Raw genomic sequence first — 15,303 nt, forward strand, 5'->3', positions numbered from 1 at the left:
ATCTGCCGGTCGATCTGGTCCAACTCTTCGGGTTTGCTGTCCACTTCCATGCGCAGACGGCTCGATGCCTCATCGACCAGGTCGATCGCCTTGTCCGGCAAGAATCGGTCAGTGATATAACGATGCGAAAGCTGTGCCGCCGCGACAAGCGCACTGTCGGAAATTCGTACGCCGTGGTGCAGCTCGTACTTCTCCTTGATGCCGCGCAGGATCGAGATCGTGTCCTCGACCGTGGGTTCCTCGACGATCAGCGGCTGGAAACGACGGGCAAGGGCCGCGTCCTTCTCAACGTATTTCCGGTATTCATCCAGCGTCGTGGCACCGATGCAGTGCAACTCTCCGCGCGCCAGTGCCGGTTTGATCAGGTTGGCCGCGTCCATCGCACCATCCGTCTTGCCCGCACCGACCAGCGTGTGCATCTCGTCGATGAACAGGACGATCTCGCCCGCGGCTGCGGTAATTTCGTTCAGCACCGCCTTGAGCCGCTCCTCGAATTCGCCGCGATACTTGGCCCCGGCGATGAGCGCACCCATGTCGAGCGCGAGGAGCTTCTTGTTTCGCAGGGATTCCGGCACATCACCATTGATGATGCGCAGGGCCATGCCTTCTGCAATGGCCGTCTTGCCCACACCCGGCTCACCGATGAGAACTGGGTTGTTCTTGGTCCGACGCGACAGAACCTGCATCGTGCGGCGGATCTCCTCGTCGCGTCCGATGATCGGGTCAATCTTGCCCTCGCGCGCTGCCTCGGTCAGGTCGCGCGCGTACTTCTTGAGGGCATCATACCCTTCTTCGGCGCTCGCACTGTCGGCGGTGCGACCCTTTCTGATATCTTCGATTGCTGCGTTCAGAGCCTGCGCATTGACTGCACCAGCCTCAAGCGCCTCGCGGGCCTTAGATTTCACCATGTTGAGCGCCATCAACATGCGTTCGACAGCAACGAAACTGTCGCCGGCCTTTTGCGCGAGTTTTTCAGCCTCGCCCAGAACCTTGGCAAACTGCCCGTCCATGTAGATCTGGCCGGCATCGCCCGACACCTTGGGTTGCTTTTCCACGGCCAGATCGACCGCCTGACGCACACGTTCGGGCGCGCCCCCCGCACGCTTGATCAGATTGGCCGCAAGCCCCTGATCATCGTCCATTAATGCCTTCAGAAGGTGTTCGGGAACGAGCCGCTGATGGTCTTCTCGCATTGCGATCGTTTGTGCCGCTTGAATAAAACCGCGCGACCGCTCGGTGAACTTGTCCAAGTTCATGTCATTTCTCCTTTTCCAAGCCTTCCCATTTCGCCCACCCTCGACCGAGGCATGGGGCTGTCGGGAACCTCACGGTGTAAATGGGTTGGGTTTTGCGGAGCTTCAAGTGGGATGTGTGGATTCTCCTACGGGTCTACACCCTTCTGTGAAGCCCTCTGGTAGATGTCATGTTTGACGCCCGAGTTCTCCGACGAATGGCTGCACGTTAGCGAACAAGTATCGCGCAGGAGGGGCTCTGGATGGCCTAGATGGCTTTCGAAGCCATGGCCGCTGTCAGCCCTTTCGTTATCGCAACTTTCGCTCCGCCACCCGCATCGCTCACCACCTGATCGCAGATCAGATCCGGCCCGTGGCCGAGAGCATGATGGCCAAGGGTCGCGTGGCCTTCATTTCGTTAAGCATGATTACCGCGCTTGCCGTAAGAGGCACGGCAAGAATCGCGCCAGCCAGCCCCCACAACGTGCTCCAAAACGCGAGCGCGAGAAGCACAACGAACGGGCTTAGGTTGAAGGCCCGGCCCATCATCCGCGGTTCAAGATAGCCGGCAACAAAAACCTGCGCTGCGGTCAGGGTCACCAGAACCACGCTGGCCATCCAAATCGTGCCGAACTGCGCCAGGCTCAGCAAGACAGGAAAGACCACCCCGATCAGCGATCCGATATAAGGAATATAGTTGAGAAAGGCGATCAGCACGGCCCAGAACAGGGCAAACTCGATCCCCAGAACCAGCATGATCACGAAGGACATGGCTCCGAGGATGATGTTCACCACGGTCTTGACGAACAGGTAACCGCCGATCCGGTCGTTGATACGGTCAAGCATTTCAAGGGCCTTCCGCCCCTGGGTTTCGCCACCCATGGCAAGAAAGAGCTTTTGCGCCATGACGCCGCGTTCAGCCATGAAGAAGGCGGCATATAGAACCACCAAGAACAACGTCACCCCGAAAGAGCGCAGCGACAGAAGCGCAGGTGCAATCCACCCGCGCATGTCGATCTCGTCCAATGTCACACGCCGCAGATTTGCCCATGTCGGCTCATCTACAACACCCAGCAGCCCTGCAGCGCGAGTTGCCAGGGCATCGAGGTTTTCTTCATAACGGGTGAGCGCCGATGCCACCTGAGCGAGGTTGTTGATTACAAGAACGAACAACAGCGAGACGCCAAGGGCGAAGGCTATCAGAACGATTGTTCGGCGCACCCAGCCCGGAAAGCGCCCCAGAACCGGCAAAAGCTCCATCGCGGTCGCGGCAGTTGAAAGGATATAGACCGAGATCAACGCCGCGATCACCGGCAACAGCACGGGCTGTCCGACCCACAATAGCCAGCCCAGCATGATCGCAAAGGCGGTCGCGTATGTTATGCTTCTTATCTGCACGATCGTTGTTTCGGGTCTTACCTCATTGTTTGCCGAAACGGCCATCCGTATTTCTTGACACTCAAATATCAAACCTGCTTCAAAATGATAATGCAATCCCGGTAAGTTCCCAGCCTCTTTTGGGCGCACACTGCCAAGTGGCTTCACGGGAAACCGGCCGCGCCGGTGATTATCCCGGTCGGTTTTCGGCATCACAAGCAGCGCCAGAACAACCACGGTCATTCGTACGTAACTGTATCCGGTTTTCATCCCGTCCCAGTTCTTTCCCATCCGTCAAGCACGCGCGTTGAGCGCCGTTCGACTGGCCGTGTCGGCTTGTCGTGGTTGTGCCCAAGCACTATGAAGCCACAAACCGATGACGGAGTGAGAAATGCCCGCCGACACGACCGGACCCACCGCCGATGATCGGCTGATCGTCGCGCTTGACCTACCCAACGCGCTTGAAGGACTCCAACTTGCAGAGGCGCTCGGCAACAGAGTCTCGTTCTACAAGATCGGGCTGGGCATGCTCACGACAGGCGGGCTTGCTCTTGCTGGCGAGCTCAAGCAGGAGCATGGCAAGCGGATATTTCTCGACATGAAGCTCTACGACATCAGCGCCACTGTCGAGAACGCGGTGCGCGGAATCGCGCAGTTCGACCTCGATTTTCTTACGGTACATGGCGATCCGCATGTGGTGCGCGCGGCCTGTGAGGGCGCGGCAGGCAAGGATCTTAAAATCCTTGCGGTCACGATCCTCACATCGCTCGACAGGGCCGATCTCGATGCCGGGCTGATGAAATCGGGCGATATCCGCGATCTGGTGGCCGAACGCTCTGCCCGCGCATTCGAAGCGGGCGCCGATGGCGTGATTGCCTCGCCGCAAGAGGCCGCCCTGATCCGCGCCCTGCCGCAGGCCCGGGACCGGCTCATCGTCACACCCGGCGTTCGGCCGGCAGGTACTATGCCAGGCGACCAGAAACGCGTCGCCACGCCGGCGCAGGCGATCGCCGCCGGCGCCGACCACATTGTCGTCGGCCGCCCCATCTGGCGCGCGCGATCCCCCGCCAATGCCGTCCGCGCAGTACTCGACGAGTTGCCTTGACTTCAAATCAATGCACCCAAGCCAAGAGGTGAGTGCGAGCATTGCTCGAATGTTGGGCTGTGACTGCACTATATCACAATGGTGACCGTGTTGCAGGGCCCGGAATGGCATTCCACATTCTGGCATCGTTCATTGCGGTGTGGGTTCGGCGTCGCCTGACGCGGGATTGAGCGACGGGTCGCCTCGCTTTCTCCATGGAAACTGAATTGCGCTTGCCTTCCTGAACGAGTGGTTATATTTTTTTACCAATTGGCTGGAGGCTCCCATGGAAATGCCCACCCCGGATAGTAGCGTCATCGGCAAGAAGCCCCAACTCATCAGTCGCTTGATGGAACTCCTGCCAAATGACGCGATCATTCACGAAGACATCGAGACACGTGCCTACGAATGCGATGCGCTGACGGCCTATCGCTGTGCACCGCTGGCGGTGGTATTGCCGTCTTCGACCGATGAGGTGGCGGCAGTTCTGCGGATCTGCCATGAGATGAGGGTGCCGGTGGTGCCTCGTGGGGCGGGCACCTCACTTGCGGGCGGAGCGCTACCCACCGCCGACAGCGTGATTCTGGGCGTCGCGCGGATGACCGAGATCCTCGAAACCGACTATGACAACAGGGTCATCCGGGTGCAGACCGGCCGTACCAACCTGAGCGTGACAGGGGCGGTCGAGGAAGAGGATTTCTTTTATGCGCCAGATCCGTCCTCGCAACTCGCCTGTGCCATTGCGGGCAATATCGCGATGAATTCTGGCGGGGCGCATTGCCTGAAATACGGTGTGACCACCAACAACCTCCTGGGCGTGACCATGGTGATGATGGATGGCGAGGTGGTCGAGATCGGCGGCGCACATCTGGATGCCTGCGGCTATGACCTGCTCGGTCTGATCTGCGGCTCGGAAGGGCAGTTGGGTGTGGTGACAGAGGCGACGCTGCGCATATTGCACAAGCCCGAGGGCGCGAGGCCTGTTCTGATGGGCTATGACAGTTCGGAAGTGGCCGGCGAGGTTGTGTCGGACATCATCAAGGCCGGTGTCCTGCCGGTGGCGATCGAATTCATGGACCGGCCCTGTATTCGCGCGACCGAAGCCTTTGCCGGGGCAGGATATCCCGATTGCGAGGCGCTTCTCATCGTCGAGGTCGAGGGTAGCGAGGCCGAGATCGACGAGCAGCTAGAGGTGATACTCGACATTGCCCGCCGGCATGACCCGGTTGAGTTGCGCGAGAGCCGCTCGTCCGAAGAAAGTGCGCGGATATGGCTGGGCCGTAAATCGGCCTTTGGCGCGATGGGGCAGATCAACGATTACATGTGCCTTGACGGCACGATCCCAGTGAGCCAACTGCCTTTCGTGCTGCGCCGTATCGGGGAGATGTCGAAGGAATACCGTCTCGATGTCGGCAATGTCTTTCACGCGGGCGATGGGAACATGCACCCGCTGATCCTTTTTGATGCCAACAAGCCCGGTGATCTGGAACTGTGCGAGGCGTTCGGGGCCGACATCCTGCGGCTTTGCGTCGAGGTGGGTGGCTGTCTGACCGGTGAGCACGGGGTCGGGATCGAGAAGCGCGACCTGATGTTCGATCAGTTCGCGCCGGATGATCTGGATATCCAGATGGCGGTGAAGGACGTGTTCGACCCGAAATGGCTGCTCAACCCGGCCAAGGTATTTCCACTGGCGGCATCGGCCGGGCGGCGGGCCGCATGATCACTCCCGGGAAGCCAAGCCCACGGCGCCCAAAGGTATTTTAAGGTCGGATGAAGAATGGAACCGGTTTCCGAGAGTGAACTAAGCAAGATGATAGCGGGCGCGGATGGGCCGCTGCAGATCATCGGGGGCGGCACGCGGCCGGTGGGGCGGCCCGTGGACGGTGCGGCGCTTTCCTTGGCGAAACTGAGCGGGGTGGTCGAATACGAGCCCGGCGCGCTGACCCTCGTGGTGAAGGCGGGCACGCCGTTTGCCGAGATCGAACGGTTACTGGCCGCCGAGGGGCAGCGCCTGCCCTTCGAGCCGATGGATCATCGCGGGCTTCTCGGTACGAAAGGCGCACCCACGATCGGTGGCGTTGTAGCCGCGAATGTGAGCGGGCCGCGGCGAGTGCAAGCCGGGGCATGTCGGGATTACCTTTTAGGGGTGAGATTCGTCGATGGAACCGGGCGTATCCTCAAGAATGGTGGGCGGGTTATGAAGAACGTCACTGGCTATGATCTAGTCAAGCTGATGGCCGGGAGCCGGGGCACTCTTGGTGTTCTCAGCGAGGTCAGTTTCAAGGTCCTGCCCGAGCCACCGGCGGCGGCGGTCCTGCGTCTTGGCGGGTTGGACGAGGCCCGGGCGGGAGAAGCGATGTGTGCGGCGCTACGCTCGCCATTCGAGGTCACGGGGGCGGCGCACCTTCCTGCTGATATCACCGGCGAGAATGCGACAACATTGCTTCGGATCGAGGGGTTCGAGGCCAGCGTGTCCTACAGGGCCGAGCAGCTGGCCGATTTGCTGGACGGGTTCGGCCAGGTGGAGGTCGAGCGGGACGAGGCACAGATTGCGCAAATCTGGAGTGCCGTGCGGGATGTCAAGGCGTTTCACGATCGTGCGGGTGATGTCTGGTGCTATTCGGTACGCCCTACGGAAGGGCCCGCTTTGGGCGCGGCTCTGCGGGCAATAGGTGCGCAGGCGCTGCAGTACGACTGGAGCGGTGGTCTCGTCTGGGCGCTGGCACCAGAGGGCGCGGACATGCGCCCGGAGGGGCTCGATGGTCATGCAACGCTGATCCGGGCCGGCAAGGAGACGCGAGCGCGCTTGCCAGTGTTTCAGCCAGAGGCGGCACCGATCCAAAAGATTTCGCAAGCTTTACGCGATAGGTTCGACCCGAGGGGTATTCTGAACCCCGGGTTGATGGGATGATAATCATGATGTTGATCTTGGCTTATCTTGTGATCTTCGCGGCCGGGCCGGTGATCTTTCTCGGCCTGACGCAGGCGCACCCGTCGCGTGGGCGGGTATTCATCGGAGTCGCCGCGGTCGCGGGGCTTCTGGTCGCGGCCTGGGTTCTCCGGGATGTGGCTCAGGGGCCGCTTTCGGTCATTGGGGGAGTGGTCTGCCTATGGCTGGGCTGGGTGGTGACGATTGCCACCGCGGTTCAGGCGTTACGGCTGCGCATGCGACTGCCGATGATGCGGAAATGGAGTGCGGCACTGGGTGGGGTAGCGACGGCGGCACCCTGGTTCGGGCTGTCGCTGGCAATAGGGACGTGAAGCGGGATGCAGACGAATTTCACAGAGGAGCAGTTAAAGGACCCGGGCACTCAGCGCGCGAACCAGATCCTGCGGTCTTGTGTCCATTGCGGGTTCTGCACTGCCACCTGCCCAACCTATCAGGTGCTGGGTGACGAGCTCGACAGCCCGCGCGGGCGCATTTACCAGATCAAGGACATGCTCGAGAACGAGCGCGTTCCCGATCCGAAAACGGTCAAGCATATCGACCGCTGCCTGTCCTGCCTTGCTTGCATGACCACCTGCCCGAGCGGCGTGCACTACATGCATTTGGTCGATCATGCGCGCGAGTATATCGAGACCAATTACAAGCGCCCCTTGGGCGACCGGCTCTTGCGCTGGCTTCTCGCCCGCATCCTGCCCTATCCGGGGCGGTTCAGGCTGGCCCTGCTGGGGGCGAAGATCGGGCGGCCGTTCCGGCGGTTCATCCCCGATGCGCGATTGCGTGCCATGCTGGAGATGGCACCGAAAGTGATCCCACCCGTAAGCCGCAATGACGACCCGCAGACATTTGCTGCCGAGGGCCAGCGCCGAATGCGCGTCGCGCTGATGACGGGCTGTGCGCAAAAGGCACTCAACACCGACATCAACGATGCCACGATCCGCCTGTTGCGCCGGCTTGGCTGCGAGGTCGTGGTGGCCAGAGCGGCGGGATGTTGTGGCGCGCTCACCCACCACATGGGCAAGACCAGCGAAAGCCACGCCACGGCGGCAAAGAACATCCGTGCCTGGGTGGCCGAGATGGAGGGCGAGGGCCTCGACGCGGTGGTGATCAACACCAGCGGTTGCGGCACCACCGTCAAGGATTATGGCCACATGTTCCGCAATGAACCTCTGGCACACGAGGCGGCGCAAGTCGCCAACATCGCGATGGATATAAGCGAGGTTCTGGCCCGGCTGGATATGCCGGAAGGCGCGGAAAAGGCATTGCGCGTAGCCTATCACGCGGCGTGTTCGCTGCAACATGGCCAGCAGATCAAGACTCACCCCAAGGATCTGTTGAAACGTGCCGGATTCGAGGTGGTCGAACCCGCTGACAGCCATCTGTGCTGCGGCTCGGCAGGCACCTATAACCTTCTTCAGCCCGAGATTTCCGGGCAACTCAAGATCCGGAAGATCCGCACATTGGAGGCCAAGACGCCGGATGTGATCGCCACTGGAAATATCGGCTGCATGATGCAGATAGGATCGGGCACGGATGTGCCAGTGGTTCACACGGTCGAATTGCTGGATTGGGCGACAGGTGGACCGAAACCCTGCGCAATGACCGGCTATGCGCCCTAATTTCGCCCCATATCCCGGCTAGTTGCGGGGAAAGTCCTGGCCTGCCGGAGAGTCCATGTTTCGAATCCTGTCGCTTTCACTGGGTCTGAGCCTTGCAGCGTCGATCGGGCTGGCTCAGGACACAAGCCTGAAACGGTTGGATACGGGCGATCAGGGGCGCGGCTGGGAGGCCGTGGGGCGGCTCGATATCGATGGCAGGGGATTCTGCACCGGGGCGCTGATCGCGCCCGATCTGGTGCTCACCGCAGCGCATTGTCTGTTCGACAAGCAAAGTGGGGCGCGTGTGGACCATGCCAAGATCGAGTTTCTGGCCGGCTGGCGCAACGGGCGGGCCTCCGCGTATCGCTGGGTAAGGCGGGCGGTGATCCACCCCGACTACAGCTTTGACGATGCGCATGACGCCGCGCGTGTGCGCAACGACGTGGCGCTACTCGAGTTGCACCACCCGATCCGCAACACCACGGTGACACCGTTTGACACGGATGCACACCCGCTAAAGGGCGACCGGATCGGCGTTGTGTCCTATGCCAAGGACCGCTCCGAGGCCCCGTCGATACAGGAAATGTGCCGCGTTCTGGCGCGGCAACAAGGGGTCCTGGTGATGTCCTGCGACATTGATCACGGAGCGAGCGGCGCACCTGTGTTGAGTTTTGTTGACGGTGCAGTGCGGATCGTGTCGGTCGTGTCAGCCAAGGCCGAAGTTGACGGCACGCCTGTTTCGCTTGGCACCGCGCTCGAGGAACCGATTGCGCTACTCAAGGCCGAGCTGGCCAACGGAAATAGGCGGCTGGACGCAAACTCGTCATCACAGCAGGCCCGGCGTGTCATCGTGGGTGGTGCACGCGGTGACACCGGAGCGAAGTTCATCAAACCATGAGTGCCACGAGACATGTGATGACAGTCGGCCTTCGGCGAGCCCTGCCCGAGTGGGGCGGGGTCCGGGTTCTACGGCCCTTGATTGCGAGGTGACAGCGGCGCGCGGTTTCCTGCAACACAGGAACATCGGGCGCGCATCGTGTCTTGGTCTCGTCCGGGGGCACAGTGATTTCGCTTGGGTTGGACTTGCCACCTGTCATGGCCAGCACGAAGGCGATTTGCATCCGCTCGCTCGCGAATATGAATAAAGTTATGTCCCGACCGCGACCTGACGCAATCTACAATAGGCAGCGGTCAAGAGGGCGAGATCCACCTGCTGTCAGACACAAGTTCCAGGGCGAACAGGGCTGAGCCCGGGCACTTGACACCGCAAATTCGGATCACCACTTCTGGGTGGTCGGGGCGCCTTCAAGGGCCTCGGCGAGTAAGTGGTCTGTCCCGCGATGGGAAGATCTCAACATGACATGTTATCGCTCAAAGGAGGATGACCGATGCGCAATTTTGATCTTGCTCCGCTCTATCGTGCGACCGTTGGCTTTGACCAGATCGCAGAGATGCTGGACCGGGTGATATCGAACGACATGACAACCAACACCTACCCCCCCTACAACATCGAAAAGACCGCCGACGATGCCTATCGGATCTCGATCGCCGTGGCCGGTTTTGCCGAAAGCGACCTTTCGGTCGAGGTCAAGGAGGGGGCGCTGATCGTTTCGGCACGCAAGGCCGAGGAGGGCGAAGACCGCGTCTATCTGCACCGGGGCATTGCCACCCGCGCCTTCGAGCGCCGCTTTCAACTGGCGGATCATGTCAAGGTGACGGGCGCAACCCATACTGACGGGATGCTGCATATTGATCTGATCCGCGAAATACCCGAAGCGTTGAAACCGCGCCGGATCACCATCACCAAGGGCGATGATCTCGTCGAGAAGGATGTGGTTGACGCGGAAACCGTCAACTGATGGGCACGTTTCGATCCGCTTGACAATGGCCCGGCCGATGCTCTGGCCGGGCAATTCAAAACCTGCGCCCCTCAGGGCCGATGGGCAGCCATGAGGGGCCCATCCTCGGCGTCCCCCACAAGAAGCAGTCTGCCGCTGGCTTCGATGTCAAACCGTCGCACCTCGTCCAGCGCGTCGAGAACGCGGCGTTCCTGCGCCATTTGCGCCTCGGGGCAGGCCATCATCGTCACCCCCAACTGGCCAAGCCGCAGCCCCTCGCCGGTCAGTTTGTACCCGCCCATGAAGCGGTTGCAGCCTGTATGCCCCGAAATACGCATATCAGGTCCGAAGGCGATGGTGATCTGTGTATCCCCGATCACGCCTTGCCCCGCGATAACGTCGATGTGCCATTCGGCACCGGTCAAAAGGTTATCCGGGTTCCCGCCGCATCCTTTCAGGTTGCGATCTTCGAGCATGAGCGTGGCGGTGTGCGGATATGGCATCCCCGTTGCTGCGTCGTAGCAGAGTCGTTCCTTCACGGTCAGGCGCGCATCGAGCTGTGGCATGTCGAAGAAATAGGCACCGGGGGCGACCTGCACGTCCGGGCGAGGTGCGGTCAGGCTCAGCGCACCGTAATCAGCAGTGAGGTCGACCGTATCGGCCCCGATCCGCACATGCCAGCCAGGTTCATTCCCGCCGGCACGGTAGAGGGGCGGTTCGGGCATTGCTTTGACACATTGACCCATGTCCTGACCTTCGAGGGTCAGCATCGCCGCGTCGCCTTGGGACCAGAATTCGGTTTCGGACCCGTCCGAGGCGGCATACCGCGTACCCGAGGCGGAAACGGCCTCCTGCATCGCGAAATCGCGCCCGTCCACGCGCAGCACCGCGCGGTCACTCAGGATACCGAAGGTGACCCGCTGGCCATTGCAATCGTATTTCGTTGCAAAGGCCAACGGCGTGATCGGCGCAAGCTCTAATTCGCCCAGATCGACCGGCGCGTCGCCCGCGTCAAAGGCAATGTCGCGGATGAACCAGCGCGGCGCACCGCCGACGTTGATGAGCGCTTCGACATGACCGGAAAGACCGTCGGGAACGGTCAGAGAGAACGGCAGCGGCACCTGATTCCTGTCGGTGTCGAACCGGGCTTCGCCCAGCACCGTGTCAAATGCACCGCGCGCGGCGACGGAAACCTCGGCATCGGGCGGCAGGGCGATGCGCGTCAGATATGTCAGCGATCCGGTGATATCGCGAGTCGCCTCCTGCGCGTCGAGCGGTAGGGCGAGGCAGGTTGCCAGGATCGCGGCAAAGGAGCGGAGCATGGGGCATCTCTTTTGCAAGACGAGATGCCCCAGTCTAGGCCGGTTTCGTCCGGGCGGCGAGAGGATTGACACAAGATGCGCGCTCCAATGCATTCCCCGCCGATGTCGGATCAGACCGACATGCAGATGTATTTCATCTCGAGAAACTCGTCGATGCCGTGGCTTGAGCCTTCGCGGCCAAGGCCGGATTGCTTTACCCCGCCGAAGGGCGCGACCTCGGTCGAGATGATGCCGGTGTTGACGCCGACAATACCGTATTCCAACGCCTCGGCCACCTTGTAGACGCGGGACAGATCCTTGGCATAGAAATACGACGCGAGACCGAAGATCGTGTCATTGGCCATGGCAATGACCTCGTCCTCGTCCTCGAACTTGAAGAGCGGGGCCATGGGGCCAAAGGTTTCGTCGGTAGCGACCTGCATCTCCTGCGTGGCACCGGTGATGATCGTGGGCTGGAAGAAGGTGCCACCCAAGTTGTGCTGGCTGCCGCCGAAGGTGATCTTGCCGCCCTTGGATAACGCATCGTCGATATGTTCGCGCACCTTTTCGACCGCGTCGGAGTTGATCAGAGGGCCGAATGCCGTGTCCTCCTCAAGCCCGTCGCCAACCTTCATCTTGGCCAGCCGGTCCGCCAGTTTCCCGGCAAAGGCATCGTAAACCCCCGCCTGAACATAGATGCGGTTGGCACAGACACAGGTTTGGCCGTTGTTGCGGAATTTGCACATGATCGCGCCTTCCACGGCCGCATCGAGGTCAGCATCGTCGAAAACGATGAACGGAGCGTTACCGCCCAGTTCCATCGAACATTTCATCACCTGGTCGGCGGCCTGGCGCAGCAGGATGCGCCCCACCTCGGTCGAGCCGGTGAAGGTAAGCTTGCGCACCGCCGGGTTCTCGCAGAATTCCTTGCCGATCTCGGAGGCGGACGACGAGGTGACGACCGAGAAGACCCCGTCGGGGATACCCGCGCGTTTCGCCAGTTCGCCCAGCACCAGCGCCGAAAGCGGCGTTTCCTTGGCGGGCCGGGCGACCATCGAGCAGCCTGCGGCCAACGCCGGGCCGACCTTGCGGGTGATCATCGCATTGGGGAAATTCCACGGCGTGATCGAAGCGGCGACGCCGATCGGCTGGCGAATGACGGTGATGCGCTTGTCGCGCTGGTGACCCGGGATCGTCTCGCCATAGACTCGCTTGGCCTCTTCGGCAAAGAACTCGATGAACGAGGCACCATAGGCAATCTCGCCGCGGGCCTCGGGCAGGGGTTTGCCCATCTCGGCGGTAAGGATGGTGCCAAGGTCGTCCTGATGTTCCATCATCAGGTCGAACCAGCGGCGCAGCACAGCGGCGCGTTCCTTGCCGGTCCACTTTGCCCAGTCCTTTTGCGCGACCTCGGCCTTGGCAATGGCATCGGCCACCTGCGCGCGCGACAGGTCGGCCACCTCGGCGATAACGTCGCCACGCGCGGGGTTGGTCACCGCGAATGTGCCATTCTCACCATCGACGAATTCCCCGGCGACATAGGCTCGGGTGACAAGGAGCGACGGGTCTTTTAGAAGCGATGCGAGATTTGTGACGGAATCGAGCATGGGCGTATCCTCCCCCTTTATGGGTCAGTTCTCAGAATGCGGAAAGTTTCTCGCCAAGGCAAAGCATTTGGGCCTAGGATTGTCCAGAGCCAGATCGGGAGGAATGACAGGTGGAACTGGACGATGCCTATGCCAATGCCGCATATATTCCGGGGGCCGAGCGCTTCCCCGGCCAGTGGGCCGAGGCGGCAGAAATGTGGCGTAAACAGCTGGCGCATGATGATCGCGCGCGGCTCGATCTGGGCTACGGTGCGCGCCCTCGCGAACGGTTCGACCTGTTCCTGCCTGAAGGCACGCCCGAGGGGCTGATGATTTTCGTTCATGGAGGATACTGGCTCAAGTTCGACAAGTCCTCGTGGTCGCATTTGGCGGCCGGAGCGGTGGCGCGGGGCTGGGCGGTGGCACTGCCGTCCTATGATCTCTGCCCGCAAGTGCGGATCAGCCAGATCACCCGGCAGATCGCCCGCGCGGTGGGGGTGATGGCGGCGATGGTCGAGGGGCCACTTGTCCTGACCGGGCATTCGGCGGGTGGTCACCTGGTGGCGCGAATGCTGGCGACGGGCATGCTGTCGAGTGAAGTCGACGCGCGTTTGCGCCGGATCGTTCCGATCTCGCCGGTGGCGGATTTGCGCCCGCTGTTGTGCACCTCAATGAATGCGCAATTGCAGCTCGATGCGCAAGAGGCCATTGCCGAAAGCCCGGTTCTGATGGCGGATCGTATGGATGTGCCGGTTACGGCCTGGGTCGGGGGTGACGAGCGGCCTGTATTCCTTGACCAGGCGCGCTGGCTCTCGCAGGCTTGGGGCTGTGACATGGTGGTGGCCGAGGCGCGGCACCATTTCGACGTGATCGAACCGCTGGAACTGGTCGACAGCGATCTGGTCGAGGCGCTTCTGAGAGAGCGTTGAGCGAGGGGTCCACCCCTCGCGCTCCCCGGAGTATTTCAGGCAAGATGAAGGCTCAGAGCGACGACCAGCAGGGCAGGATGTCGCCCTTGGCGGGATTGGCGTGGAACACCGCACGGGCAATGGCGCGGGCCATGGCAATGGCGGCGGCGTGACCGATATAGAGCGTGTCCGCCAAGGGGTTTTCCAGCGGTTTGCGGCCGGCTGCGGCGGCGAAGATCAGATCGCCATCCATGGGTGTGTGGGACGGGAAAAGCGCGCGGGCAAAGCCGTCATGGGCGGCGGTGGCGATACGGGTGCATTGCGCCTGAGTGAGCGTGGCATCGGTCGCAACGATGCCGATCGTGGTGTTGGCATGGGCAGCGAGCTTAGTCGGCGGGACATGGGGGTCGGGGAAAAGCGCCGATGGGCCAAGGCCGCCAAATTCATCCTCGACCTCGAACGGCGCGGCCCAAAAATGCGGCGTGTCAGCCACGGTGGCCGCGCCAAGGCTGTTCACTGCGACGAGCGCACCCACCGTGTGGCCCGAAGGCAGGGTGACCGAAGCCGAACCGAGCCCGCCCTTGAGATTGGCGGTGGTGGCACCCGTGCCAGCGCCGATGCTGCCGAGTGAGAAGGTTTCCGACGCATTTTCAAGCGCTTCGTGGCCCAGCGCCTTGTAAGGGTTTTCACCCCATGCCTTGTCGCCGCCATTGATCAGGTCAAAGAGGATCGCACCCGGTACGATCGGGACGAGTTGGTCGCCCACGGCAAAGCCGCGCCCTTTTGCGCGCAACCCGTCCGCCACGCCCGAGGCGGCGTCAAGCCCGAATGCCGAGCCGCCCGACAGTACAAGCGCATCGACCTGTTCCACCGTCTTGTCGGGCGCGAGCAGGTCGGTTTCGCGGGTGCCGGGAGCGCCGCCCATGATGTGGACGCCGCAGGTGAAGGGGGTGGTGCCTGTGAGGACGGTGCAGCCGGTCTTGATCTTCGCGTCCGTCGCGTGGCCGACCAACAGGCCCTCGACATCGGTGATCAGGTTGCGCGGACCCGGGCGGGCGGTCATGGGCGGTTCCTTTCCGTTGTTTTCACAGGACTTTTTGCCATCCTGCCAGATCGCGCGGGATCGGCAAGGGGTAATCGCCGGCACCACACCGCGCGCATGGCGGGGGCTGCGCGCGCCGCGTTAGGGAATGGCCCGAAGAGCGCCCGACCGGGGGGTGATTTGCGTGCACCCCCCGGCTGCCATCCGGCTGCCGGGGGCGGCCAACGTTACCGTTAACCTTTCACGCAACGACGTGCCCGCGCTCAGACCAGCGCGATGAGCCGGGCCGGGCCGCCGGTGCCGCCGCGATGCTTGGGCGCGCCGATCACGAGGGTCGCGCCCGCGGCGGGCAGCTTGTCGAGATTGGCGACACATTCGATCCCGAACCGCCCG

The 15,303-nt window shown here is 62.0% G+C and carries 13 protein-coding genes and 1 pseudogene; 8 read left to right on the forward strand and 6 right to left on the reverse strand.

What is annotated here, in order from left to right; translation table 11 throughout:
- Together ACESL9_RS01635 and ACESL9_RS01640 are read right to left on the reverse strand one after the other, a co-directional pair.
- On the reverse strand, nt 1-1,256 hold a 1,256-nt coding region (locus ACESL9_RS01635), incomplete at its 3' end, for a Clp protease N-terminal domain-containing protein (protein ID WP_372613532.1).
- Between the two features lie 336 nt (nt 1,257-1,592).
- The gene (locus ACESL9_RS01640; protein WP_372674425.1) at nt 1,593-2,675 is read right to left on the reverse strand and encodes an AI-2E family transporter; all 1,083 of its coding nucleotides are present in this window, start codon (nt 2,673-2,675) and stop codon (nt 1,593-1,595) included.
- A gap of 325 nt (nt 2,676-3,000) precedes the next feature.
- On the opposite strand from ACESL9_RS01640, the gene pyrF reads away from it, so the two are divergent.
- From pyrF to ACESL9_RS01675, 7 genes are all read left to right on the forward strand, one after another.
- Nucleotides 3,001-3,714: an orotidine-5'-phosphate decarboxylase gene (pyrF, locus tag ACESL9_RS01645; protein WP_372674426.1), complete on the forward strand. Its 714-nt coding sequence runs from the start codon at nt 3,001-3,003 to the stop codon at nt 3,712-3,714.
- Between the two features lie 265 nt (nt 3,715-3,979).
- Nucleotides 3,980-5,413, forward strand: coding sequence for an FAD-linked oxidase C-terminal domain-containing protein (locus tag ACESL9_RS01650; RefSeq protein WP_372613526.1), 1,434 nt, complete (start codon nt 3,980-3,982; stop codon nt 5,411-5,413).
- 57 nt (nt 5,414-5,470) lie between these two features.
- Entirely contained in the window at nt 5,471-6,604 is a 1,134-nt protein-coding gene (locus tag ACESL9_RS01655; RefSeq protein ID WP_372613524.1) for an FAD-binding protein, read from the forward strand.
- A gap of 5 nt (nt 6,605-6,609) precedes the next feature.
- Nucleotides 6,610-6,954, forward strand: coding sequence for a hypothetical protein (locus ACESL9_RS01660; protein ID WP_372613522.1), 345 nt, complete (start codon nt 6,610-6,612; stop codon nt 6,952-6,954).
- A gap of 6 nt (nt 6,955-6,960) precedes the next feature.
- Nucleotides 6,961-8,256 carry a glycolate oxidase subunit GlcF gene (glcF, locus tag ACESL9_RS01665; RefSeq protein WP_372613520.1) on the forward strand — a complete coding sequence of 432 codons (1,296 nt, stop codon included), beginning with the start codon at nt 6,961-6,963 and terminating at the stop codon, nt 8,254-8,256.
- A 55-nt stretch (nt 8,257-8,311) separates the two neighbouring features.
- Entirely contained in the window at nt 8,312-9,133 is an 822-nt protein-coding gene (locus tag ACESL9_RS01670; RefSeq protein WP_372613518.1) for a trypsin-like serine peptidase, read from the forward strand.
- Nucleotides 9,134-9,623: 490 nt separating this feature from the next.
- Nucleotides 9,624-10,094: an Hsp20 family protein gene (locus ACESL9_RS01675; protein WP_372613516.1), complete on the forward strand. Its 471-nt coding sequence runs from the start codon at nt 9,624-9,626 to the stop codon at nt 10,092-10,094.
- Between the two features lie 71 nt (nt 10,095-10,165).
- On the opposite strand, the gene ACESL9_RS01680 is transcribed toward ACESL9_RS01675, so the two are convergent.
- Nucleotides 10,166-11,395: an META domain-containing protein gene (locus ACESL9_RS01680; protein WP_372613514.1), complete on the reverse strand. Its 1,230-nt coding sequence runs from the start codon at nt 11,393-11,395 to the stop codon at nt 10,166-10,168.
- Between the two features lie 110 nt (nt 11,396-11,505).
- The gene (locus ACESL9_RS01685; protein WP_372613512.1) at nt 11,506-12,981 is read right to left on the reverse strand and encodes an NAD-dependent succinate-semialdehyde dehydrogenase; all 1,476 of its coding nucleotides are present in this window, start codon (nt 12,979-12,981) and stop codon (nt 11,506-11,508) included.
- Nucleotides 12,982-13,091: 110 nt separating this feature from the next.
- Between ACESL9_RS01685 and ACESL9_RS01690 the strand changes: the two genes are divergently transcribed.
- Complete coding sequence (locus tag ACESL9_RS01690; RefSeq protein ID WP_372613510.1) at nt 13,092-13,889, forward strand: alpha/beta hydrolase; 798 nt, start codon at nt 13,092-13,094, stop codon at nt 13,887-13,889.
- A gap of 52 nt (nt 13,890-13,941) precedes the next feature.
- On the opposite strand, the gene ACESL9_RS01695 is transcribed toward ACESL9_RS01690, so the two are convergent.
- Nucleotides 13,942-14,931, reverse strand: coding sequence for a P1 family peptidase (locus ACESL9_RS01695; protein ID WP_372613508.1), 990 nt, complete (start codon nt 14,929-14,931; stop codon nt 13,942-13,944).
- A gap of 242 nt (nt 14,932-15,173) precedes the next feature.
- A pseudogene (locus ACESL9_RS01700) lies at nt 15,174-15,303 on the reverse strand (cyclase family protein); the annotation flags it as partial.

Origin of the sequence: Aquicoccus sp. (assembly GCF_041686535.1) — a bacterium.
Taxonomy (GTDB): Bacteria; Pseudomonadota; Alphaproteobacteria; order Rhodobacterales; family Rhodobacteraceae; genus Aquicoccus.

Bases quoted from the DNA above. Each gene is read 5' to 3' on its own strand.
- ACESL9_RS01640 (WP_372674425.1), bottom strand. From the start codon at position 2,675: ATGGCCGTTTCGGCAAACAATGAGGTAAGACCCGAAACAACGATCGTG.
- pyrF (WP_372674426.1), top strand. From the start codon at position 3,001: ATGCCCGCCGACACGACCGGACCCACCGCCGATGATCGGCTGATCGTC.
- ACESL9_RS01650 (WP_372613526.1), top strand. From the start codon at position 3,980: ATGGAAATGCCCACCCCGGATAGTAGCGTCATCGGCAAGAAGCCCCAA.
- ACESL9_RS01655 (WP_372613524.1), top strand. From the start codon at position 5,471: ATGGAACCGGTTTCCGAGAGTGAACTAAGCAAGATGATAGCGGGCGCG.
- ACESL9_RS01660 (WP_372613522.1), top strand. From the start codon at position 6,610: ATGATGTTGATCTTGGCTTATCTTGTGATCTTCGCGGCCGGGCCGGTG.
- glcF (WP_372613520.1), top strand. From the start codon at position 6,961: ATGCAGACGAATTTCACAGAGGAGCAGTTAAAGGACCCGGGCACTCAG.
- ACESL9_RS01670 (WP_372613518.1), top strand. From the start codon at position 8,312: ATGTTTCGAATCCTGTCGCTTTCACTGGGTCTGAGCCTTGCAGCGTCG.
- ACESL9_RS01675 (WP_372613516.1), top strand. From the start codon at position 9,624: ATGCGCAATTTTGATCTTGCTCCGCTCTATCGTGCGACCGTTGGCTTT.
- ACESL9_RS01680 (WP_372613514.1), bottom strand. From the start codon at position 11,395: ATGCTCCGCTCCTTTGCCGCGATCCTGGCAACCTGCCTCGCCCTACCG.
- ACESL9_RS01685 (WP_372613512.1), bottom strand. From the start codon at position 12,981: ATGCTCGATTCCGTCACAAATCTCGCATCGCTTCTAAAAGACCCGTCG.
- ACESL9_RS01695 (WP_372613508.1), bottom strand. From the start codon at position 14,931: ATGACCGCCCGCCCGGGTCCGCGCAACCTGATCACCGATGTCGAGGGC.